The sequence below is a fragment of the Hafnia sp. genome (genome assembly GCF_036648275.1).
In the GTDB taxonomy this organism is placed as follows: domain Bacteria; phylum Pseudomonadota; class Gammaproteobacteria; order Enterobacterales; family Enterobacteriaceae; genus Hafnia; species Hafnia alvei.
This window is the reverse complement of the sequence record NZ_JAVXIQ010000008.1, coordinates 115,964-136,806: the sequence shown is the minus strand read 5'-3', so window position 1 is coordinate 136,806 and position 20,843 is coordinate 115,964. Positions and strand designations below refer to the sequence as shown.

Below are 20,843 nucleotides of genomic sequence, written 5' to 3'. Positions count from 1 at the left end.
ATTGTAGCATTCAGCGGTGAAACTAAGAGAAACCAGAAAGCATGTCTGATACCCGCCGCCTATTTTTTGCCTTACCGATACCGCCCAAAACCCAACGTGCGTTGGTGAAATGGCGTGCAGATCAGTTTTCTGCCGAAGCGGGAGGCCCTATTGCCGCCGCCAATCTGCACATCACCTTGGCATTTTTAGGTGACATCAGCGAACAGAAATCTCAGGCCCTGCAAAATATGGCTGCGCGGATTAAACAACCGGCTTTTAGCCTCGATCTCGACGACGCAGGCCATTGGCCGGGCGCGGGTGTTGTCTGGCTGGGCACGCGCCGCGCACCACGGGGGCTGCTGCAATTGGCCGAACTTTTACGATCGCAGGCGGCACGTAGCGGGTGTTATCAAAGCCCTCTCCCGTTTCACCCCCATGTCACGCTGCTGCGCGGGGCGACAAAAGCCGTATCGCTACCGCCCTCAGGGTTTCATTGGCCGATTGATTTTGAAAATTTCGCGCTCTACTCGTCGGAATTTCGTCGTGGCCGAACCCGCTATGAGCAAATTGCCGCTTGGCCGCTCATTGCGCCTAAAAAACCTGCAGAAAACGCGGAACTCTGAATTTTCAGAATAATCTCGACATATATATAGAAAGAAAAATAACAGAGAGAGACTTATGATTTTTTCACCCTCGCTACAATCAGCGCGCCTACTTCAACGCTACAAACGTTTTTTAGCCGACGTTCGCCTTAATGACGGCACTGAAATGACGATGCACTGCGCCAATACCGGTGCAATGACGGGCTGTGCGACGCCAGGTGATACGGTTTGGTATTCCACGTCAGACAACCCCAAAAGAAAATATGCACATTCTTGGGAGCTCACTCAGACTCAGCAAGATCACTGGATTTGTGTAAATACCATGCGTGCCAATACGTTAGTGCAAGAAGCCATCGAGGCTGGACGCATCAACGAATTATCTGGTTACACAAAACTACGCACCGAGGTGCGCTACGGTGAAGAAAAAAGCCGTATCGACTTGTTATTACAGGCAGAAAATCGACCTGACTGCTATATTGAGGTGAAGTCTGTGACCCTGCTAGAACAGGATTGTGGTTACTTTCCCGATGCTGTTACGCTACGCGGGCAAAAGCACCTTCGGGAGCTGGCGCTGCAGGTACAAAGCGGACAACGCGCAGTACTGTTTTTTGCCGTACTGCATACCGGTATTACGAAGGTTGCGCCAGCACAACATATTGACCCGCAATACGCGGAATTACTGGCGCAAGCCTGTGCGCTTGGCGTAGAAGTTATATGCTATGGTGCGCAGATTAACGCGGAAGGAATGGAGCTAAACATCCCGCTGCCGTTTGGGTTGTCCTGAGCCCGCTATTTCGTCTTCTGTTGAAAAAAACGACAAAAAACGCAGAGCAGCTCGCCAAATACGCCGTCCTTCACACCATTGTCAAGCATTATGCAGGAATAATTGCCAACGTTAACGGCATCTGCTATTTATAGCGGCCTGATTTTTCCCCCATTTGGGGATCGCTAATGCGTGTTATGTAGGAGAAGCAACATGCAAGAAGGGCAAAACCGTAAACCGTCGTCCTTAAGCATTCTCGCCATCGCTGGGGTGGAGCCGTACCAAGAGAAGCCAGGCGAAGAGTACATGAATGAAGCCCAGCTGGGTCATTTCAAACTGATTCTTGAAGCGTGGCGTAACCAGCTCCGTGACGAAGTTGACCGCACTGTGTCCCATATGCAGGACGAGGCGTCGAACTTCCCGGACCCGGTAGACCGTGCGGCACAGGAAGAAGAATTCAGCTTAGAACTGCGCAACCGCGATCGTGAGCGCAAACTGATTAAAAAGATCGAAAAAACTCTGAAGAAAGTCGAAGACGACGATTTCGGCTTCTGTGAGTCTTGCGGTGTTGAGATCGGTATTCGTCGCTTAGAAGCGCGCCCAACGGCCGATCTCTGCATCGACTGTAAAACTCTGGCTGAAATCCGCGAAAAGCAGATGGCCGGTTAATCTGGGATATTAAGATCCTCCAACGCCCTAAATGGGCGTTGATAGTTTCACTAACCCAGCCTCACCACGGCGTTAATGCAGGAAGCCAACACCGTGGTGAATTCTTCCCGTACTGCGGCATGACGCCGACGTAACGAAATTCATCAAACCCATGCCATCACATCATTATATTGGCCGCTTTGCCCCTTCTCCATCCGGTGATTTACACTTTGGTTCGCTTATCGCCGCTCTCGGTAGTTATTTACAGGCTCGCTCACAGCAAGGCCGTTGGCTCGTCCGCATCGAAGATATCGATCCGCCTCGCGAAGTTCCCGGTGCCGCCAGCCGTATTTTGCGGACGCTTGAGCACTATCAACTGCACTGGGATGGCAGCGTGCTGTATCAATCGCACCGCCACGATGCCTACCGCGCCGCACTCGACTCCCTGCGCCATGAGCACAAAGCCTATTTCTGTACCTGCACCCGCAGCCGCATTCATTCCCTCGGCGGATTTTACGATGGTCACTGCCGCGCTCTGCATTTGGGGCCTGAGCACGCCGCGCTGCGCTTACAGCAAACCGAACCGGTGTATGGATTTGAAGACGCGCTCCATGGCTGGCTAGCCGCCGACCGCGCCATGGCAGAGGAGGATTTTATTATTCACCGACGCGATGGCCTGTTTGCCTACAATCTGGCCGTGGTGGTGGACGATCATTTTCAGGGTATTACTGAAATTGTGCGCGGCGCCGATCTTATTGAACCAACGGTGCGTCAGATGGCGCTGTATCAGCAGTTGGGTTGGCAAGCACCACGCTATCTGCACCTGCCTTTGGCGCTGAACCACGATGGAAACAAGCTGTCGAAGCAGAATCACGCTGAACCTATTCCGATGAGCGATCCTCGCCCTGTGCTCATTTCTGCACTCGGCTTTTTGGGGCAGCCGGTACCAAACGGTTGGGAAGATTTAACCACCGAAGCGCTGCTAGAATATGCAGTAGCCCATTGGGACGTGCAGCAAATACCCAAAAACTCACGATTAATGCCGTGAATTTATCAGCGGCATTCTCAAAATGCCCTGCTTAGGCTATGATGACCCGCTATTTTTTCTGCATATACTCATCAGACCTCAAGTTGCTGGCATTAGCTAGGGCTTGAATGATTCAGAGCATACGACTAACAAGACACTATCGAGGTGCACCATTTTTACCCGAGTCGCCAACTTTTGCCGTAAGGTTTTAAGCCGAGAGGCGGAGAGCGCACAAGCGGAGGAGTCACGTTCAATGACGGTGATCCCGCGCGATCAACATAACATTTCGCGCCAACAAATCAGTGAGAACGCCCTCAAGGTTCTCTATCGCCTGAACAAATCAGGATACGAAGCGTATCTGGTTGGTGGTGGCGTGCGCGATCTGCTGCTCGGTAAACAGCCTAAAGATTTTGACATCACCACCAGCGCGACGCCGGAACAAGTGCGTAAACTGTTCCGCAATTGCCGTCTCGTTGGCCGCCGCTTCCGCTTGGCCCATGTGATGTTCGGCCCTGAAATTATCGAAGTTGCCACCTTCCGTGGCCACCATGAACACGCCGGTGATGGCAAAAATATCTCCCAGCAGGCCCAGAACGGCATGCTGCTGCGCGACAACGTCTATGGCAACATCGAAGAAGATGCCCAGCGTCGCGATTTCACCATCAACAGCCTGTATTACAGTATTTCAGATTTCACGGTGCGTGATTACACCGGCGGCCTGCGTGATTTGCAGGAAGGCCGTATTCGCCTGATTGGCGATCCTGAAACTCGCTACCGCGAAGATCCTGTTCGCATGCTGCGTGCGGTGCGCTTTGCTGCCAAACTGGACATGAGCATCTGTCCACAAACCGGCGAACCGATCCCACGTTTAGCTTCGTTGCTGCATGAGATCCCATCGGCTCGTCTGTTTGAAGAGTCGCTGAAACTACTGCAATCTGGCTATGGTTTTGCAACTTACACGCTGCTGTGCGAATACCAGTTGTTCCAACCGTTATTCCCAGTGATTGCGCGCCATTTCACGCCAAACGGCGATAGCCCGATGGAACGCATCATCAATCAGGTGCTGAAAAACACCGATCATCGTTTGCAAAACGATATGCGTGTGAATCCAGCATTCCTCTTTGCGGCCATGCTGTGGTATCCGCTGATTGAGCTAGCGCAGAAAATCAATGACGAGAGCGGTCTGACCTATTACGACGCGTTTGCATTAGCGATGAACGATATTCTGGATGAGCAATGCCGCACGCTGGCTATTCCAAAACGTATTACCGCATTAGTGCGTGATATTTGGTCATTGCAGCTGCGCTTATCTCGCCGTCAGGGCAAACGCGCGCATAAACTGATGGAACAACCGAAGTTCCGCGCGGCCTTTGACCTGCTGGCGCTGCGCGCACAGGCAGAGAATAACCATGAGCTGCAACGTTTGACGCAGTGGTGGGATGAGTTCCAGAAAGCGCCTCTAACACGTCAGAAGAGCATGGCGAATGAGCTGGGAGATGATGGTGTTCGTCGCCGTCCGCGTCGCCCACGTCGTCGCGCACCGCGCCGTGAAGGCAGCAGCGAATGACACGCGTCTATATAGCCTTAGGCAGCAATTTGGCTAATCCTCTGCATCAGGTTCAGTCGGCGCTTAACGCGCTGGCCGAACTGCCGCAGACGAAGCTGATTGCAACCTCATCGCTATATCGCACACCGCCGCTCGGGCCTCAGGATCAGCCTGATTACCTGAATGCGGTGGTGGCATTAGACACAGATTTATCCGCTGAAAATCTGCTCGACCATACGCAAAAAATCGAGCTGGAACACGGTCGCGTGCGTAAAGATGAACGCTGGGGTCCACGCACGTTGGATCTCGATATTTTGCTGTTCGGCGATGAAATAATAAACACCGAACGCTTAACCGTACCGCATTACGACATGAAAAACCGCCAATTCATGCTATATCCGCTAGCAGAAATTGCCCCCGAATTGTATTTTCCTACCGGCGAAAGCCTGCAATCTGCCATGACACAGCTCGGCGCTGAACCGCTCACACGGTGGTAACTGCTGCAGTTATACCAATGAAATAACTATAAATAATTATTCTACGATATATATCCTTTCCTTTCTGTTTTACCCAATTCCCTTTTTATTTCCATGAGTTACTGAGGTTTTACCCCTAATACCTTTCCTGTGCGGTAGGCCAATAAAGCGCTATCCCTAGGGCATAACATCTCTTAGAATGCGCTTTTGTTTCAGTCTGAATGAAGCCGTCAGGGGACACCATGAAGCCGACCAGCATCACCCATCTGTTACAGTTAAAACAACAAAAAACAAAATTCGCCACCATCACCGCTTACGATGCCAGCTTCGCCAAGCTGTTTGAAGATCAGGGCATCCGCGTCATGTTAGTGGGTGATTCACTCGGTATGACGCTACAAGGGCACGATTCCACGCTGCCTGTCACCATTGAAGATATCGCCTACCATACGCGCTCCGTACGTCATGGCGCACCACACTGCCTTTTACTCGCCGATTTGCCTTTCATGACCTATGCCACACCGGAACAAGCCTGCATAAATTCAGCCACGCTTATGCGAGCCGGAGCCAACATGGTCAAGCTGGAAGGCGGCAGCTGGCTCGTTGAAACGGTGGAAATGCTAACCGAGCGCGCAGTGCCAGTTTGTGCACACCTTGGCTTAACACCGCAGTCTGTGAATATCTTTGGCGGCTATAAAGTTCAGGGCCGTGACAAAGACGGTGCCGATAAGCTGCTGGAAGATGCGCTGGCATTGGAATCAGCCGGTGCTCAGCTGTTAGTTTTAGAATGTGTGCCTGCGGCACTGGCAAAAACCATCACTGAAGCGCTGCGTATTCCGGTTATCGGTATTGGTGCAGGTAAAGATACCGACGGCCAGATTTTAGTCATGCACGACGCCTTGGGGATTACCGGTGGACATACGCCTAAATTTGCCAAGAATTTCTTAGCGGGCCAAAGTGATATTCGCGCAGCCATTCGTCTATACATTGAAGAGGTTGAACAGGGTTTGTATCCGGCAGCGGAGCATACTTTCAACTGATCGGTCAGTCCGTGGCTAACCTCCCGTCAAGGGGAGGTTAGCGTGGCTCATAAGTTTGGAGAACCACTGTGGTAATCATTGAAACAACCCCTTTGCTACGTCGTGAAATCCGCCGTTGGCGTCAGGAAGGCAAGCGCGTTGCGCTGGTGCCTACCATGGGAAATCTGCACGAAGGTCATCTCACGCTGGTTGAAGAAGCAAAAGCGCGAGCTGATATCGTTGTCGTTAGCGTATTTGTGAATCCGATGCAGTTTGATCGCCCTGACGACCTCGCTCGCTATCCGCGTACGTTGCAGGAAGATTGTGAAAAATTAACGCGCCTAGGCGTGGATTTGGTGTTCGCTCCGTCTGAAAAAGAAATCTATCCGAAAGGCTTAGAACAGCAGACCTATGTCGATGTGCCGTCACTCTCTACCATGCTGGAAGGTGCAAGTCGTCCTGGACATTTTCGCGGCGTCTCTACCATCGTGAGCAAACTGTTCAATCTCATCCAGCCAGATATTGCCTGTTTCGGCGAGAAAGATTTCCAGCAGTTGGCGCTGATCCGCAAAATGGTTGCCGACCTGAGTTTTGATATTGATATCGTGGGCGTGCCTATCGTTCGCGGTCAGGATGGACTGGCGCTGAGCTCACGTAATGGCTACCTGACGCCTGATGAACGTCGCCTAGCCCCTCGCCTGTATAACATCATGAGTCATTTAGCGACTCAGTTGGAAAACGGCGAACGCAACATCGACGAGCTGTTAGAACAAACCGCAGGGCGCTTGCGGGAGGCCGGTTTGCAGCCAGACGAGCTGTTCGTCCGCGACGCTGACACTCTGCTAGACGTGAATGTGGATACACAAACTGCGGTGATTTTGGTTTCTGCATGGCTAGGTAAAGCACGTCTGATTGATAACATGCGCGTGCCGTTCAACGCCGAAAGTTAATTGTTTTGCATACAGTGGTAAACTTATTTATTAAAATATAGTAAACCACTTAATCGATAACAAAGAGAACTGCCGCCTCTGATTTCAGAGATGGCCGCCATCAATAGATGTTAATGAAGGTATTGTTATGGTACGCACTATGTTGCAAGGCAAACTGCACCGCGTCAAAGTGACTCAGGCAGATTTGCACTACGAAGGTTCCTGCGCCATCGATCAGGATTTTTTAGATGCAGCGGGGATCCTGCAATATGAAGCCATCGATATCTACAACGTAGATAACGGTCAGCGCTTCTCGACCTACGCGATTGCCGCCGAACGCGGTTCAAAAATTATTTCCGTCAACGGCGCGGCGGCTCGCTGTGCATGCGTTGGCGACACCATGATCATCTGTTCTTACGTACAGATGCCTGATGAACAAGCCCGCTCACACAATCCTAAAGTTGCCTATTTTGAAGGTGATAATGTGATGAAGCGCTTGGCAAAAGCCGTTCCGGTGCAGGTGGCGTAATTCTTTATTTTCCCCGCTTTAATTGACCCCACCCTAACCCTCCCCTTCACAGGGGAGGGAACTGTTCGGTGATGTTTATATGAATCTCGAGCGGCTCCTCCCCTTCGCAGGAGGGAACTGTTCGGTGATGTTTGTATGAATCTCGATCGGCTCCTCCCCCTGCGAAGGGGGAGGTTGGGAGGGGGTCTTTCACAACAGCAAAATATTATTTCACCGCCGCCGCTGGTACCTTAACCACTCCAGCATCCGGATTTTCTGGCACAGGCTGTGGCTTGTTAGCAATCAATGACGCCATGCTTTGCACCGAATCCGTACGCAGTACATATAAACGCTTCAACGCGAACGGGTTGTCCCCCATTCGAACCCTTCCCTTAACCGTCGTCACCGCTAGATGAAATCCTGCATCGCGCGCCGCATCCATCGCCTTTTGGTTATAACCACCAAAGGGATACGACAAATATTGAACATGCGGATTAAACTGCGAAAGCGCCCTTCTCGAATGTTGGAAATCAAACAAAATATTATGATAAGAACGGCTGAATAAAATCGGCTGTTTGTTCGCACTCACGCGATGTAAAAAGTGCGTATGCGACTGAATATCAAATACATCCTGCATCTCACGCAGTTCTGAAATGCTCGTAAACTGTAACCCGTTAGGGTTCCAAGCCTGCGGATGGCGTTTGATGCGCGAAGAGATAATAAACGCCGTAGCGCGTTGCCCATTCTGTTTGAGCACCGGATACGCATAGCGATAGACCGATTTGAGTCCATCATCAAACGTCAGCACTACCGCTTTGGCGGGTAAGTTCATGGTGCCGTTTAAGTATCCTTCCAACTGATACATCGAGAGCGTGGTATAGCCCGCCTGTTTCAAATAGGCCATTTGGTTGCTAAATGCCACGTCAGACGTTGTGGTCGACGTATGGCGAAAACGCTTATTCTCTTCATTTTTCAGGATATGATGGTAAGTCAGTATCGCAATGCCGTTATCCAGCTCCGCGTCCAGTTCGCTCACATAACCAAGACGATCGCCTAAGTTGATTTCATACCATGTCTGGTTAAGGCGATCCTTTTGTTTATTCAGGATCGGATAACGCAGGTTTTCCTCCAGCGTGGCGACTGGCGCACTTTGATTATCAGCTTGGCTATACACGGTCACCGAGCGACTGGTGACGAGATTTTGAAAACTTTTCTTGCGCAGATCGCCCAAGTTATCACGCGGCGCTTCAGGGTTTTTACGCTCGCTCAAATCTTCACGCGCGATAAAGCCTGTACCGTTGCCAAAGCGAAACTCGTAATACTCAGCGTCGGCCTGAAAGACGTTCAGCACCTGTCCCTGCTTAATTTGTCCAACGGGGATCACATGCTCTCCCACCAGCGAATAAATTTCACTATCACGCTCGGCTTGCATGTATTGATATTGCTGCCAGCTATCGGGCAACAAGTCTGCAAGGGCCGTTTGCGGTATAAAAATAACATAGAGAGAAAACAGCAATCCGGCTGTTATTGATTGAATTAGCTTCATTTTTATATTTAGAAAAGTCAGGTGCCATCAGGCAAAGAAATCATTCAGGAACAACAGAATAGCATGGGTGATGGGTTAGGTGCATGGTTAAAAGAGGAACAGGAAATGGTGGTGTAAACTTGTGAGGCCCCCCCCCCTCCCAACCTCCCCCTTCGCAGGGGGAGGAGCAGATCGAGATTCGTATAAACGTCGCCGAACAGTTCCCTCCCCTGTGAAGGGGAGGGTTAGGGTGGGGTCAATTCAGTATTGCTGCAACCCCCTCCCAACCTCCCCCTTCACAGGGGAAGGAGCCGCTCGAGATTCGTATAAACATCGCCGAACAGTTCCCTCCCCTGTGAAGGGGAGGGTTAGGGTGGGGTCAATTCAGTATTGCTGCAACCCCCTCCCAACCTCCCCCTTCACAGGGGAAGGAGCCGCTCGAGATTCGTATAAACATCGCCGAACAGTTCCCTCCCCTGTGAAGGGGAGGGTTAGGGTGGGGTCAACTCTGCAATCCCCAGCTAAAGCTTCCCCTCACTCCCACAGATTCTAATCTTCTCCTCAACCACTTCGCGCATGGCCTGTTTACCCGGTGTGATATATTTGCGCGGATCATTCGCGTCAGGATGCTCGGTAAAGTAGCTTTTTACCGCATCTGCAAACGCGATTTTCAGATCGGTGGCAACGTTCACTTTGCAGATCCCAAGCCCTATCGCTTCACGCACCATGTGTTCTGGAATACCCGATGCGCCATGCAGCACAAGCGGTATATCAACGGCCTTGCGCACTTCGGCCAAGCGTGCGAAATCCAAATGCGGTTCACCGTGGTACAAGCCGTGCGCCGAGCCAATTGCCACGGCGAGGGAATCAATGCCAGTACGCTGAACAAACTCACATGCTGCGGCAGGATCGGTAAAGAAGCTGTCTGCACTATCAACGTTCAGGTCATCTTCTTGCCCACCTAATCGTCCTAGTTCAGCTTCCACGCTCACGTCATAACGCTGGCATAGACGTACCACTTCAGCCACCGTGCGAATATTCTCTTCAAACGCAAAGTGCGAACCATCAATCATGACCGAGCGCACGCCGGCGGTCACTTTGGCGCGAATATCGTCCAGTTTTTCGTGGTGATCCAAATGCAACGCTAGCGGTAAATCATGCAGATGGGCAGCTTCTTGGCAAATAGACACCAGATAATCGGTACCTGCATAGGTAAATGTGCCTGGGGTACCGGCTAAAATCACTGGCGATCTCAGCGCAGCGGCGGTTTCCACCACCACTTGTACAGTTTCTAAATTGTGAACGTTGAATGCGGGTACGGCGTAACCTTCGCGCTGAGCCTTTTTGAGAATTTCCCGGTTTGAAATCAGGTACATAAAATGGGCTCCTTAAATACCGTCTAAGCTGACGGAATCATTTTGTTGTTGATTACACTTTTGTTCTTCGTGCCACAGGCTGGTCACACCGCGCCGCCCACACTCCAGCGCCATATCGCGAAACGACTGAGGATTCATCCCTTCTCGCTCTAGCATCATCTCTGCCGCAAGCTGCATATTGGTGCCGGTAATCACTTGATAATCTGCATGTTGTTTGGCAATTATCGCGGCCTGTCGAAACGGCGACCCTCCCAGTAAATCGCTCAGGATCACCACGCCTTCCCCGCTATCACAGGACGCACAGGCTTGCTCTAACATCACCATAAGTTCAGCGGTACTTACGCCCTCAGGAAAATCCACCGCACAGCATTGCGACTGCTCACCAACCACCTGTTCCACGCCCTGCAACAGACCGCTGGCAAAGCGGCCATGTCCGGTAATCACTAGACCTAACATCGCGCCTCCTTAAAGGAATCCAATAAACTTGCCTACCACGCCAAACAACACCGTTAAACCGATCAGTTTCACCGGTGAAAAACCACGTTTCATTAGCCAGAACACCAGCAGCGTGAAGCACAGCGGCAGAAGATTGGGCATCAGCTTATCTAGCACGTCTTTCTGGAGCGCTACGCTGGCTTTACCCGCATGCATAACTAACGGCGTTGAGAGATGAACGTACGACGCCACCAGCGCCCCGATCACCGTCATCCCGACAATTGACGCCGCATGAGATATCTTTTTGGTGTGGGTTTTTAGCAGCGCCAACGCGCTGGTGCCTGCATGGTAGCCGTAGTGAGCCAGCCCGAAACGCAGGCCAAAATGCACAACGTTGAACATCAGTAGGAAGACAATCGGCCCAAACAGGCTGCCCTGAAGCGCTAACGAAGCACCGATACCGGCGCAGATTGGCAGCAACGTGAGCCAAAACAGCGCATCACCAATGCCGCCCAACGGCCCCATCAGCGCCACTTTGACTGCTCGAATAGTGGATACCTTTTCTTTGCTGCCTTCCATCGCCAGCACGAGGCCGGAAAGGAATGTCACATCAAAGGGATGCACATTGATAAATTCCATGTGCATTTTCATCGAGTTCGCCAGATCCTGAGGGTTCTTATGGATCTTGCGCAGTCCAGGGATCAGGGTATACAGCCAACCGCCCGCCTGCATACGCTCATAGTTGAACGACGCTTGTAACAGCAGAGAACGCCACGCCATCCGATTTAGGTCTTGCTTGGTTAAGGCTTCCGCTGGCGTGCTATCGATATAGTCGTCTTGCTCAACTTGGCTAGTCGCCAAGGCCTGCGCCATACGCTGCTCGGCTTTGGCCGCCATCACAGCTTCGTTGTCATTAAATCCCATCTTCCATCTCCTGAGCATGAGTCGAAGAAGAAGGCGCGTTAGTCTCGCCATCCTGTTCGTTGCGGGAACGGTTAAAGAAGTCGATCAACGCGATGGCGAATGCGCCCAAAGCAACGGCGATAATCGGCATATTGAGAAAGGTCACGGAAATAAAACCGAGGATGAAATAAGCCACATAGGTCTTTTTCATCATGATTTTCATCAGCAGTGAGAAACCGATGGCAGGCATCATTCCACCTGCAACGGCCAGACCATCCAGCAGCCACGTTGGCGCTTTCTGCACCATCGCACTGGCGGCGTCGGCACCGAAGTAAACCGGCAAGAAGGCCACAATGAAGTAGAAGCAGAACAGGATCGCAATGCCGAGATAGTTCACGCGTTCAATGCCGCGCCAATTGAGTTCTTGTACCATTTTGTCGCACTTGTGCATCATCGGCGAAAACGCTGTGAACAGCAGAGTGATACACCCCTGCACCGCGATAGCAAAAGGCACCGCAATGCCTATCGCCACTTTGGGGTCGGCATGGGTCAGAATGGCAAACGCGGTGCCAATGACTCCGCCAATGACTACGTTTGGCGGCTGAGCCCCCGCCAGCGGCACCATTCCCATCCAAACGAGCTCTAATGAACCACCGACCAGCAGGCCGGTTTGCACATCGCCTAAAATCAGCCCGACCAACGGGCCAATTACCACCGGACGATGGAAATGGGTGAGACCATCGAACAGGTCTACCCCCGCCAGTCCGGCTAATAAGCCAATCAATAACGCATCTGTAAACATGGTTTACTCCGGTTATGCTAAGAGTTTGGCAATGGATTCACCGGACTCATCCGGCACGCGCCGAACTTCACAGGTGATACCCAGTCTCTCCAGTTCGCGAAACGCCGCCGTATCGCTGTCATTCACGGATACGGTTTTGTGTATCTGCCGTTTTCCCTCGGCAAAGTGCATATTGCCGACGTTGACGAAATTGATTGGCACTCCGCCTTTCACCAACGTGAGAACATCCTGTGGGGTTTTGCATACGATGAAAATTTTCTGCCGATCGGCCGCTTTATGAATCACGTCGATGGTTTTCTCCAGCGTGAAATAGCGGGTTTGAACGCCTTCAGCCACCACCATATCCATCAGGTTTTGCTGTACCGGATCGGCTGCTGCGGCGTCATTGGCAACCAAAACCAAATTAGCCCCTAGCGTATTTGTCCACGTCACACCTACCTGCCCGTGAACTAATCGGTTATCAATGCGGGTCATTAAAATATTCGGGGTCGACATGCTCCACTCCTGACTTGTTATTTTGCTAAATGAGTGTTGATGGAACGAACTGCGGTAAACGGATAGATTTCCACCCCTTTCACCACGCGGTTGACTTCCCCTGTCGGGCACGGATTATCTGGCGTCATGCCCAGTGCCAAAGACGTTTCAAACGCCAACATCTGCAAATACATCAGATAAGGAAATAGCAGCCAGATATCATCCAGATCGCTATCGAGTACGGTATGGAAATCTCCCGGCGTACCGCTTAGCGCCACGATCTGCTTAGCCAGATCGTCATGGCGTAGTTCACGCAATAAATCAGCGTCGTAGCGGTGGCAATAAGCCTCGGAAGACATCATCAGCAGCACTAGCGTGTCGCCATCCACCATGAATTTCGGCCCATGGCGTACGCCCATTGATGAGTCATAGCGCGTGGCAATCCGCCCGGCGGTGAGTTCGAGCATCTTCAGCGCGGCTTCCTCGGCGATACCGGTAAAACAGCGTCCACCTAATACCATCGCGCGCTTAAATCCGCTGTTCGCCAGCGTTTTTACCTGCTGTTGCCAATGCTGTTGTTCACGACAACACAACGCGGTCATCTGTTGTAATGCTGGCGCGCTCTGCGCCAGCGTTAACGGTCCTAGCAGCAGAACGGTAGCCAGCGTCATGCAGCTAAAGCTGGAGGTCATGGCAAAACTTTGATCGTGCGAACCCTGCGGCATAATCAGCGAGCAGACATTGCGTCGCCCTTCTGCATAGCGCGCCAGTGCCCCATCGGGGTTACAGGTCAGCATTAAATGGTGGCAATGCGGCAATATCTGATCGGCTAAGCGCACGGCCGCGACGCTTTCAGGGCTATTTCCCGAACGGCCATAGGACACCAGCAACGTAGGCCGCTCAGGGTCCAGATATTGCAGCGGCGAAGGCACAATATCGGTGGTGCCATAGGCCACTACGTCCAAACCACATTGCTCACGCAGCCAAGGAGCTAGCGCACGTCCCACAAATGCAGAGGAACCTGCGCCGCACAACACAATTTGCAGAGTTGGATCGGCCAATAGCGGCTGCAAAAACGGTTTCCAATATCCCTGACTCTCGCTCAACTCATCGTGTAGCTGTCGCCACAGACGTGGCTGCTGATCGATTTCACGCGCGGTATGTAGCGCATGGTGCTCATGTAGCCATGCTTCAGAATAGGAAAACAGCTCACTCATGCTAAGGCTCCTTGCGCCTGAGATTGGATAGTTTCAGCTTTGGGTTCACAGGCTTCGGCGTAGCTCAAAAGTACCCGCTGTATTTTGTCCAGAACCCACAGCTGTGGATCTTTACCCAGCGTTCCAGCGTTCAACGCCTGTGCCTGTTCGGGGAGATACTGGCTGAGTAGCGCCATCGGCACCGGATGGCTGCGCAGATTACTCATCAGTAAATCAACGGCCTGCTGTACCTGAGGATGAGGCCAGTAATAGCGAACGCGGTCGCTGAGGCTGTATTGGCGATCGATAAATTGTTGGTGTGGCGAACCGTGGTAATAGCGATTCCACTGCTGCGGTTGTTCGCGCATCACTTGTTCCAACGTGTCGCGCAGATGTGCCGCTTTAAGTTCACCGTTCCATTCACGATCGATACGATCGAGAGCAAACAGGGCTTCACGCAGCGCAAAGGTTAAGGCAGGGCCGACTTTTAAGATCGCAAAGTGATCGCGTACCAGCTCGCGATAGGCATGCGGCGTTTGGTAGTCGGTGGAATGAGCTTCATAAATCATATGCGGCTGGCTTTCGATAAACTGGCTCAGCGCCTGTGCTTTTTCCGGCTGGTAATGCACCACGCTGTGATGATCAAACTCAACGCCCGGCTGTACCACCAGCGCAATCACTCTTTCCCATACGCTGTCCAGTCCAGCCTTGTGCCATGCCTTTTGGTGGATATCCAACGTCGCCGCCGCGGCCTGTGGCGTGGTGACCTGCATGCCATCCATATCTTCTTGAGCACCGCCGGGAACCGGAACTTCAGTGCCAATCACATACACCGGACGTTCGCCGCCCGCCTGCTGCCACGCCTTCTCTGCCACCGCACAAAGACGAGCCGCACGCGCAGCAACTTCCATATCCCCCAAAGGGACAGGATCGCCGAGGCATGACATAGAACAATCGAGATGGATCTTGCGAAAACCGGCGCTCACGTAATCATGGATCAGCGTTTCCGCGAGCTGCATGGCTTCATCTGCGCTGCGATCCTGCCAAGCATTGGGCCCGAGATGATCGCCGCCCAACCACACCCGATCGCGCGATAATCCAACGCGGTCGGCCTGTGCCCAAAGCGCATCACGGAACTGCGCGGGAGTCATCCCGGTATAGCCACCAAACTGATTGACCTGATTTGAGGTTGCTTCAATCAAAACCGCGCTGTGACGGGCTTTAGCCAGCAATAAGGCACTTTCTAATACCCACGGATGCGCGGAACAGACCGAATAGATCCCCACCGCCTCGCCCGATTTGTGGCGACGGATAAGCTGTAATAAAGGCTGCATGATGTCTCCATGCAGGCATATTTAATCGATCAAGGATGTCGATCAGTCGTCGGCAATAATCACTTCTACGCCGAGTTCCGTTAATGCCCGCTTGTAGTTGTCGGGGATCCGGCTATCTGTGATCAGCCGGTGGATCTGACCGGCCTCACGGATCATGCAGAAGCTTTTGCGACCAAATTTACTGGAGTCCACCACGGCGATAATTTCATGTGCCACCTCGCACATCACGCGATTGAGGTGAGCTTCGCCGGTATGTGGCGTGGTTATCCCTGCTTCCAGGTCAAACCCATCGACGCCAAGAAATAAGGTATCAAAGCGATGTTGACGCAATTGCTGTTCTGCAGCCGGACCATAGAGCGAATAGGAGTTCTGACGAACGCTTCCGCCCAGTACCATCACTTCAATCCGTTCAAACCCCGCCAGTTCATAGGCGATGTTCAACGCGTTAGTCATGACCACCAGATCGCGCCGCCCTTTGAGGTATGGCGTAATCTGCGTCGTGGTCGATCCAGAATCTAAAATCAGCGTATCGCCGTCTTTCACGTACTCTGCCGCTTTGGCAGCGATGCGCGATTTAACGTCGCGGTTCATACGCCCTTTGTCTTGCAAAGGCCTATCAAACGCGAATTGCTGATTAAGCATGGCGCCGCCGTAAGAGCGCAGCGCACAGCCTTTTTGTTCCAGATAACGCAGGTCGTTACGGATGGTGACGCTCGATACCCCAAACCGCGCGCTGAGAGGCTCAACGCGCACGCTGCCCTCGTGGCACAACAGGTCAATAATCTGCTCGCGGCGTTTTACGGTATCTAACGTCATATCCATGACTCCTTGGAGTGTGGTGTTTGAATCAAGAAGCTTTCGCTCTCTTTCGAATGCATTACAGCAAAGGCAGTGAAGTGAAATTGTGATCGCGGTTACAGCCTACTTTTTGGGCAAAATAGGCCAAAAAACCTTTCGATGTAAAATACAGTGAAAGCCAGACAACGAAACAACAAACAGGGAGATTTGTGAGTTGAATAGCTATCTAGCGCTTCTCACAGAGAAAATACCCGTCAAAAAACGAAAGCAGGTTCTTTTGAAGTGAAGGGATAAGATTTTATTTAGTGAAGTGATCGTGATCACATTTTAAAAAGTTAGCAATAAATCTGACGCGACTTTGCTGTCTGATTTTGGCTATGGGTATGGTGGCTGTTAGGCAGGTAATATCGACATACAGATGGCGGTTTTAACACGGCGAGAAATAAAAAAACCGCTACAACGGCAGAACCGTGAGCGGTTTTTTTAACGCGGTTAGGATTAGCCTTTACGCACGCGTGCAGCTAAACCTTTCAGGAAGTAACGCAGCAGTTGGTCGCCACATTCACGGTAGTGTTTGTGACCGTCGGCGCGGAAAATAGCGCTCAGTTCGGATTCAGTAATCGCGAAATCTTGAGATTTTAAGATCTCAATAATATCCACGGATTTCAGCTCAAATGCCACGCGCAGTTTTTTCAGAATAATGTTGTTGGTGATACGGCGTTCAACTTTTGGCGCAGGATATTTTTCGTCTTTGCCACGTTTGAAGAAGATCAGGCCATTCAGGAAATATCCCATTACGACGTCAGGGCAAACCTTAAAACCTTCTTCGCCTTCTTTGGTTACGAAGCTCGCCATTTCTTCCAGCGTCACCTTGGTGTCGGCCAGAGCTAAGATGCTGATCATTTTCTCATTATTCAGATTCAGCATGTAGCGAACGCTGCGTAAAACATCATTATTCATCATTACCGGGTACATCCTCTCGATTTTAGTTCGCAAAAAGCGTCAGGGCGCATTATAGAGATATTCTGTGCTTCACGTTGAAGAAATCGTCATCCGTTTGCATTGAGAGCTCTATTCCCACGCTTTTGGCTTCTAATTCTCGATGTTACAGGCCTCTGAGCTACGCACCATCACCGTTGGATGGCGGTTTTGTTCGTGCCACAAGCTGGTCGCTTGCCCACGCGTTAGCTCTAACGCATGGTCGCGGAACGCAGAAGCGGTGAGTACCCCACGCTGAGGGAACAACTGAATCATCGCACCTAAGCTAATTCCCACCACCACTTCGCATTTAGAATGCTTATGGCTCATCAACGCTGCGCTGCGAAACGGTGCCGCGCCTAAAATATCGGTAATAAAGACTACGCCATCACCGCTGTCTGCGGCGTGCAGCGCATCGCACATCATTCGGCTGAGCATATTGGTGCTCAGCCAATCAGTATATTCCACGCTGATACATTGCTCTGGCAGCGCCCCCAGCAAATGCTTGAGTGATTTTAGCGTGCCACTGGCAAAGCCAGTATGTCCTGCTAAGACAATCCCTAACATGCGCGTTCTCCCCTTGCTGCTTGATACGGCATCCTGCCGTTCGTCGCCATAATAAATAATAAGATCTGCTGCTGGCTTTTAGGAGCAGGCTCTCAGATTAGTCTCATAAGTATTAGGGTTTATCAGGAAATGGCGTTCACCGCAGCAAACATAATCAATGACGATGCAGGAGTGTGAGATAAGGCAGAAATGATGCTATTTAAAACAAAAAAGCCCCCGTTTTCACGGAGGCTTGGGGCGATTAGGAACGCAGGCCGCGCCCACGCTCAATGAGATACCACGCCAGCAGATAGAACACCACGATAAACGCCAGCAGTACCACGAAGGTAAAGATAAGCGGCACATCGTTAATGCCTAAGAACCCAAAGCGGAAGCCGCTGATCATATAGACGATAGGATTCAGCTTAGATATCGCCTGCCAAACAGGAGGCAGCAGGGTCAGCGAATAGAATACGCCACCCAGATAGGTCAATGGCGTCAGCACAAAAGTTGGCACCAGACTGATATCGTCAAAGGTTTTGGCAAATACGGCGTTCAGCAACCCGCCCAGCGAGAACAAAATCGCGGTACACAACAGCGTTGCAGCGACAACGCCCCAGCTGTGAACATGGAATGGTACGAAGAATAATGAAACCAGCGTCACCAGAATCCCTACGCAGACGCCACGCGCCACGCCGCCGCCGACGAAACCGGCGATAATCACGTGTGTTGGCACCGGTGCAACCAGAAGTTCTTCAATGTTGCGCTGAAACTTCGCGCTGAAAAACGACGATGCTACGTTGGCATAAGAGTTCGTAATCACCGACATCATGATAAGACCCGGCACGATAAACTGCATGTAATCAAAACCATGCATTTCGCCGATGCGAGAACCGATCAGATTGCCGAAAATGATGAAGTACAGCGTCATGGTGATGACCGGTGGCACCAACGTTTGGATCCAAATTCGGGCAAAACGATGGACTTCTTTGGTCCAGATACTTTTCAGCGCGACCCAATAGAGTGCGTTCATGCCTTTTTCTCCGTATTCACACGCGGTTTTTCATCATGGTCGTGGACTAAGGTCACGAACAGCTCTTCCAAACGGTTGGCTTTGTTACGCATGCTCAACACCTGAATTCCCTGCGCGCTTAGCTGGCTGAATACGCCATTCAAACCTTGCTCACGCAGCACTTCAACTTCCAGCGTTGAGGTATCACGCAGGTGGTGCTTATAACCGTCAAGCTTCGGTAATGGGCTTTTCGCCGCTAAATCCAAAATGAAGGTTTCAGATTTCAGCTTGGAAAGCAGCTCTTTCATCGAGGTGTTTTCGACCAACTCACCGTTCTGGATAATGCCGATGTTGCGGCACAGCATCTCAGCTTCTTCCAGATAGTGCGTGGTCAGAATAATGGTGGTTCCCTGAGCATTAAGCTCTTTCAAGAATCCCCACATTGAGCGGCGCAGTTCAATATCGACGCCCGCGGTCGGTTCATCAAGAATCAGTAGTTTTGGCTCATGCATCAGCGCACGTGCAATCATCAAACGGCGTTTCATACCGCCAGAAAGCATCCGAGCCCGCTCGTCACGTTTCCCCCAAAGATCCAACTGCTTGAGGTATTTCTCCGCACGAACCAAGGCTTCTGAATGCGTGACGCCGTAATAGCCCGCCTGATGAACAACTATCTGCATCACCGTTTCAAACGGGTTGAAGTTGAACTCCTGCGGCACCAAACCCAACTGGCGTTTAGCGTTAACGATGTCACGATCGATGTCATAACCGAACACGTTGACCTTACCGGAGGATTTATTCACCAAGGAGCTAATAATGCCGATGGTGGTCGACTTCCCTGCGCCATTTGGCCCAAGCAGGGCATAGAAATCGCCAGCCTCAACCTGTAAATCAATACCGCGCAGCGCCTGCACGCCACCCGCATACGTTTTGGTGAGCTGGGAAAGTTCCAGTGCGTTTGTCATTATGATTAGCGTACCTTTGCGCCTGAGCTATCAGGCTTTTTTTGGAACGGTTTCAAAACAATAATAAGCAGAAACCGTCAATAATCGGGATGTGAACGTTGACCGAAGAGTGCCTATTTTACATAGCCATAACAGTATTAGCTACCGTATTTAAGGCTTATAGGCACCTGATGCTAAGATACTTTATGAGGAACATTTGCATAACTTAATGTTAACGGATGGTAATTTTTTCAAGGAATAACGCCGTTATTTTCTATGCCATTTTTTGCTGAAGGCACTGTTCCGATTTCAAAACTGTGACGATTAGCCTATATTAACCATCGCAAACCGCATGTTACAGACGATTAACCTCAATGAAAGAAATCGAAAAACTTATTGCGAATAACCATGCATGGTCGGATACCGTGAGCCAAGAAGACCCTGAATTTTTTGGTCGTCTTGCTCAATCACAACGTCCGCGCTTTCTATGGATTGGTTGTTCTGACAGCCGTGTACCGGCTGAACAGTTAACAGGGCTGGAAGCTGGCGAACTTTTTGTTCACCGTAATGTTGCCAACCTCGTTATCCACACCGACTTGAATTGCCTGTCGGTTGTTCAATATGCCGTCGACGTATTACAGGTTGAGCATATTATTATCTGTGGCCACTTGGGCTGCGGCGGGATTGAGGCTGCGGTCGAAAATCCTGAGCTTGGGCTGATTAATAACTGGCTGCTGCACATTCGCGACCTGTGGTACAAACACAGTTCTCTACTGGGTGAGCTACCGCCAGAAAAACGTTTAGATACTCTGTGCGAACTGAACGTGGTTGAGCAGGTCTATAACCTCGGCCATTCCACCATCATGCAATCGGCATGGAAACGTGGACAAAAAGTGATGATCCACGGATGGGTTTATGGTCTGAAAGATGGCCGCCTGCGCGATCTGGATATCACCACCACGAGCCGTGAAACCCTCGAACTGCGTTATCGCAACGCCATGTCTACCCTGCTGCAACAAGGCTAAT

23 protein-coding genes are annotated in these 20,843 nt (G+C 51.3%); 10 read left to right on the top strand and 13 right to left on the bottom strand.

The features are described from left to right. The first annotated feature begins 41 nt into the window (after positions 1-41). The 9 genes from thpR to panD all read left to right on the top strand — a co-directional run bounded on the left by thpR (position 42) and on the right by panD (position 7,515). A complete protein-coding gene (gene thpR, locus RSC70_RS10085; protein WP_332542332.1) occupies positions 42-602 on the top strand; it encodes an RNA 2',3'-cyclic phosphodiesterase in 561 nt (186 codons plus the stop codon). A 55-nt stretch (positions 603-657) separates the two neighbouring features. Next, a complete protein-coding gene (gene sfsA, locus RSC70_RS10080; protein ID WP_063586507.1) occupies positions 658-1,365 on the top strand; it encodes a DNA/RNA nuclease SfsA in 708 nt (235 codons plus the stop codon). Between the two features lie 192 nt (positions 1,366-1,557). Continuing rightward, the gene (dksA, locus tag RSC70_RS10075; protein ID WP_025800273.1) at positions 1,558-2,013 is read left to right on the top strand and encodes an RNA polymerase-binding protein DksA; all 456 of its coding nucleotides are present in this window, start codon (positions 1,558-1,560) and stop codon (positions 2,011-2,013) included. A gap of 151 nt (positions 2,014-2,164) precedes the next feature. Continuing rightward, on the top strand, positions 2,165-3,040 hold the full coding sequence (gene gluQRS, locus RSC70_RS10070) for a tRNA glutamyl-Q(34) synthetase GluQRS (RefSeq protein WP_234618714.1): 876 nt from the start codon (positions 2,165-2,167) through the stop codon (positions 3,038-3,040). A 151-nt stretch (positions 3,041-3,191) separates the two neighbouring features. Then, positions 3,192-4,586 carry a polynucleotide adenylyltransferase PcnB gene (pcnB, locus tag RSC70_RS10065; protein ID WP_217492954.1) on the top strand — a complete coding sequence of 465 codons (1,395 nt, stop codon included), beginning with the start codon at positions 3,192-3,194 and terminating at the stop codon, positions 4,584-4,586. Next, entirely contained in the window at positions 4,583-5,062 is a 480-nt protein-coding gene (gene folK, locus RSC70_RS10060; RefSeq protein WP_282806969.1) for a 2-amino-4-hydroxy-6-hydroxymethyldihydropteridine diphosphokinase, read from the top strand. Before pcnB ends, folK begins: the two co-directional genes overlap by 4 nt. Before the next feature lie 221 nt (positions 5,063-5,283). Beyond that, on the top strand, positions 5,284-6,078 hold the full coding sequence (gene panB, locus RSC70_RS10055) for a 3-methyl-2-oxobutanoate hydroxymethyltransferase (protein WP_234618716.1): 795 nt from the start codon (positions 5,284-5,286) through the stop codon (positions 6,076-6,078). 68 nt (positions 6,079-6,146) lie between these two features. After that, complete coding sequence (gene panC / locus RSC70_RS10050; protein WP_282806970.1) at positions 6,147-7,007, top strand: pantoate--beta-alanine ligase; 861 nt, start codon at positions 6,147-6,149, stop codon at positions 7,005-7,007. 127 nt (positions 7,008-7,134) lie between these two features. Further along, positions 7,135-7,515 carry an aspartate 1-decarboxylase gene (panD, locus tag RSC70_RS10045; RefSeq protein WP_063586503.1) on the top strand — a complete coding sequence of 127 codons (381 nt, stop codon included), beginning with the start codon at positions 7,135-7,137 and terminating at the stop codon, positions 7,513-7,515. A 205-nt stretch (positions 7,516-7,720) separates the two neighbouring features. Here panD and RSC70_RS10040 read toward each other — a convergent pair whose 3' ends face one another. From RSC70_RS10040 to RSC70_RS09980, 13 genes are all read right to left on the bottom strand, one after another. Continuing rightward, positions 7,721-9,040, bottom strand: a complete 1,320-nt coding sequence (locus RSC70_RS10040) for a polysaccharide deacetylase family protein (RefSeq protein ID WP_332542331.1) — start codon at positions 9,038-9,040, stop codon at positions 7,721-7,723. Between the two features lie 500 nt (positions 9,041-9,540). After that, positions 9,541-10,395, bottom strand: a complete 855-nt coding sequence (locus RSC70_RS10035) for a tagatose bisphosphate family class II aldolase (RefSeq protein WP_332542330.1) — start codon at positions 10,393-10,395, stop codon at positions 9,541-9,543. Positions 10,396-10,407: 12 nt separating this feature from the next. Next, entirely contained in the window at positions 10,408-10,851 is a 444-nt protein-coding gene (agaF, locus tag RSC70_RS10030) for a PTS galactosamine/N-acetylgalactosamine transporter subunit IIA (RefSeq protein ID WP_234618719.1), read from the bottom strand. 9 nt (positions 10,852-10,860) lie between these two features. Then, entirely contained in the window at positions 10,861-11,754 is an 894-nt protein-coding gene (locus tag RSC70_RS10025; protein ID WP_025800282.1) for a PTS system mannose/fructose/sorbose family transporter subunit IID, read from the bottom strand. Further along, positions 11,744-12,535, bottom strand: coding sequence for a PTS N-acetylgalactosamine transporter subunit IIC (gene agaW / locus RSC70_RS10020; RefSeq protein WP_046458914.1), 792 nt, complete (start codon positions 12,533-12,535; stop codon positions 11,744-11,746). The genes RSC70_RS10025 and agaW overlap by 11 nt, the downstream gene beginning before the upstream one ends. 12 nt (positions 12,536-12,547) lie before the next feature. Then, entirely contained in the window at positions 12,548-13,030 is a 483-nt protein-coding gene (agaV, locus tag RSC70_RS10015) for a PTS N-acetylgalactosamine transporter subunit IIB (protein ID WP_025800284.1), read from the bottom strand. A gap of 17 nt (positions 13,031-13,047) precedes the next feature. Beyond that, entirely contained in the window at positions 13,048-14,226 is a 1,179-nt protein-coding gene (locus tag RSC70_RS10010; RefSeq protein WP_282807930.1) for an SIS domain-containing protein, read from the bottom strand. Beyond that, a complete protein-coding gene (locus RSC70_RS10005) occupies positions 14,223-15,539 on the bottom strand; it encodes a D-tagatose-bisphosphate aldolase, class II, non-catalytic subunit (RefSeq protein WP_282807931.1) in 1,317 nt (438 codons plus the stop codon). The genes RSC70_RS10010 and RSC70_RS10005 overlap by 4 nt, the downstream gene beginning before the upstream one ends. A 42-nt stretch (positions 15,540-15,581) precedes the next feature. Further along, complete coding sequence (agaR, locus tag RSC70_RS10000) at positions 15,582-16,355, bottom strand: transcriptional repressor AgaR (protein ID WP_040045358.1); 774 nt, start codon at positions 16,353-16,355, stop codon at positions 15,582-15,584. Between the two features lie 480 nt (positions 16,356-16,835). Then, positions 16,836-17,300, bottom strand: coding sequence for a DUF1456 family protein (locus tag RSC70_RS09995; RefSeq protein ID WP_025800288.1), 465 nt, complete (start codon positions 17,298-17,300; stop codon positions 16,836-16,838). Between the two features lie 129 nt (positions 17,301-17,429). Further along, positions 17,430-17,882, bottom strand: coding sequence for a PTS sugar transporter subunit IIA (locus RSC70_RS09990; RefSeq protein ID WP_025800289.1), 453 nt, complete (start codon positions 17,880-17,882; stop codon positions 17,430-17,432). Between the two features lie 241 nt (positions 17,883-18,123). Beyond that, positions 18,124-18,894 carry an ABC transporter permease gene (locus RSC70_RS09985; protein ID WP_040045359.1) on the bottom strand — a complete coding sequence of 257 codons (771 nt, stop codon included), beginning with the start codon at positions 18,892-18,894 and terminating at the stop codon, positions 18,124-18,126. Next, complete coding sequence (locus RSC70_RS09980) at positions 18,891-19,838, bottom strand: ABC transporter ATP-binding protein (protein ID WP_025800291.1); 948 nt, start codon at positions 19,836-19,838, stop codon at positions 18,891-18,893. Before RSC70_RS09980 ends, RSC70_RS09985 begins: the two co-directional genes overlap by 4 nt. Positions 19,839-20,191: 353 nt before the next feature. Here RSC70_RS09980 and can point away from each other — a divergent pair, with 353 nt between their 5' ends. Continuing rightward, on the top strand, positions 20,192-20,842 hold the full coding sequence (gene can, locus RSC70_RS09975) for a carbonate dehydratase (RefSeq protein ID WP_025800292.1): 651 nt from the start codon (positions 20,192-20,194) through the stop codon (positions 20,840-20,842). The last annotated feature ends 1 nt before the right edge of the window (position 20,843 follow it).

Excerpts from the sequence above, each read along its gene's own strand:
- RSC70_RS10005 (WP_282807931.1), bottom strand. The coding sequence starts at position 15,539 with ATGCAGCCTTTATTACAGCTTATCCGTCGCCACAAATCGGGCGAGGCG.
- agaW (WP_046458914.1), bottom strand. The coding sequence starts at position 12,535 with ATGTTTACAGATGCGTTATTGATTGGCTTATTAGCCGGACTGGCGGGG.
- agaV (WP_025800284.1), bottom strand. The coding sequence starts at position 13,030 with ATGTCGACCCCGAATATTTTAATGACCCGCATTGATAACCGATTAGTT.
- RSC70_RS09995 (WP_025800288.1), bottom strand. The coding sequence starts at position 17,300 with ATGATGAATAATGATGTTTTACGCAGCGTTCGCTACATGCTGAATCTG.
- gluQRS (WP_234618714.1), top strand. The coding sequence starts at position 2,165 with ATGCCATCACATCATTATATTGGCCGCTTTGCCCCTTCTCCATCCGGT.
- RSC70_RS10040 (WP_332542331.1), bottom strand. The coding sequence starts at position 9,040 with ATGAAGCTAATTCAATCAATAACAGCCGGATTGCTGTTTTCTCTCTAT.
- panB (WP_234618716.1), top strand. The coding sequence starts at position 5,284 with ATGAAGCCGACCAGCATCACCCATCTGTTACAGTTAAAACAACAAAAA.
- sfsA (WP_063586507.1), top strand. The coding sequence starts at position 658 with ATGATTTTTTCACCCTCGCTACAATCAGCGCGCCTACTTCAACGCTAC.
- RSC70_RS09985 (WP_040045359.1), bottom strand. The coding sequence starts at position 18,894 with ATGAACGCACTCTATTGGGTCGCGCTGAAAAGTATCTGGACCAAAGAA.
- RSC70_RS09980 (WP_025800291.1), bottom strand. The coding sequence starts at position 19,838 with ATGACAAACGCACTGGAACTTTCCCAGCTCACCAAAACGTATGCGGGT.
- agaF (WP_234618719.1), bottom strand. The coding sequence starts at position 10,851 with ATGTTAGGTCTAGTGATTACCGGACATGGCCGCTTTGCCAGCGGTCTG.
- agaR (WP_040045358.1), bottom strand. The coding sequence starts at position 16,355 with ATGACGTTAGATACCGTAAAACGCCGCGAGCAGATTATTGACCTGTTG.
- panD (WP_063586503.1), top strand. The coding sequence starts at position 7,135 with ATGGTACGCACTATGTTGCAAGGCAAACTGCACCGCGTCAAAGTGACT.
- folK (WP_282806969.1), top strand. The coding sequence starts at position 4,583 with ATGACACGCGTCTATATAGCCTTAGGCAGCAATTTGGCTAATCCTCTG.
- thpR (WP_332542332.1), top strand. The coding sequence starts at position 42 with ATGTCTGATACCCGCCGCCTATTTTTTGCCTTACCGATACCGCCCAAA.
- RSC70_RS10010 (WP_282807930.1), bottom strand. The coding sequence starts at position 14,226 with ATGAGTGAGCTGTTTTCCTATTCTGAAGCATGGCTACATGAGCACCAT.
- RSC70_RS10035 (WP_332542330.1), bottom strand. The coding sequence starts at position 10,395 with ATGTACCTGATTTCAAACCGGGAAATTCTCAAAAAGGCTCAGCGCGAA.
- RSC70_RS10025 (WP_025800282.1), bottom strand. The coding sequence starts at position 11,754 with ATGGGATTTAATGACAACGAAGCTGTGATGGCGGCCAAAGCCGAGCAG.
- RSC70_RS09990 (WP_025800289.1), bottom strand. The coding sequence starts at position 17,882 with ATGTTAGGGATTGTCTTAGCAGGACATACTGGCTTTGCCAGTGGCACG.
- can (WP_025800292.1), top strand. The coding sequence starts at position 20,192 with ATGAAAGAAATCGAAAAACTTATTGCGAATAACCATGCATGGTCGGAT.
- dksA (WP_025800273.1), top strand. The coding sequence starts at position 1,558 with ATGCAAGAAGGGCAAAACCGTAAACCGTCGTCCTTAAGCATTCTCGCC.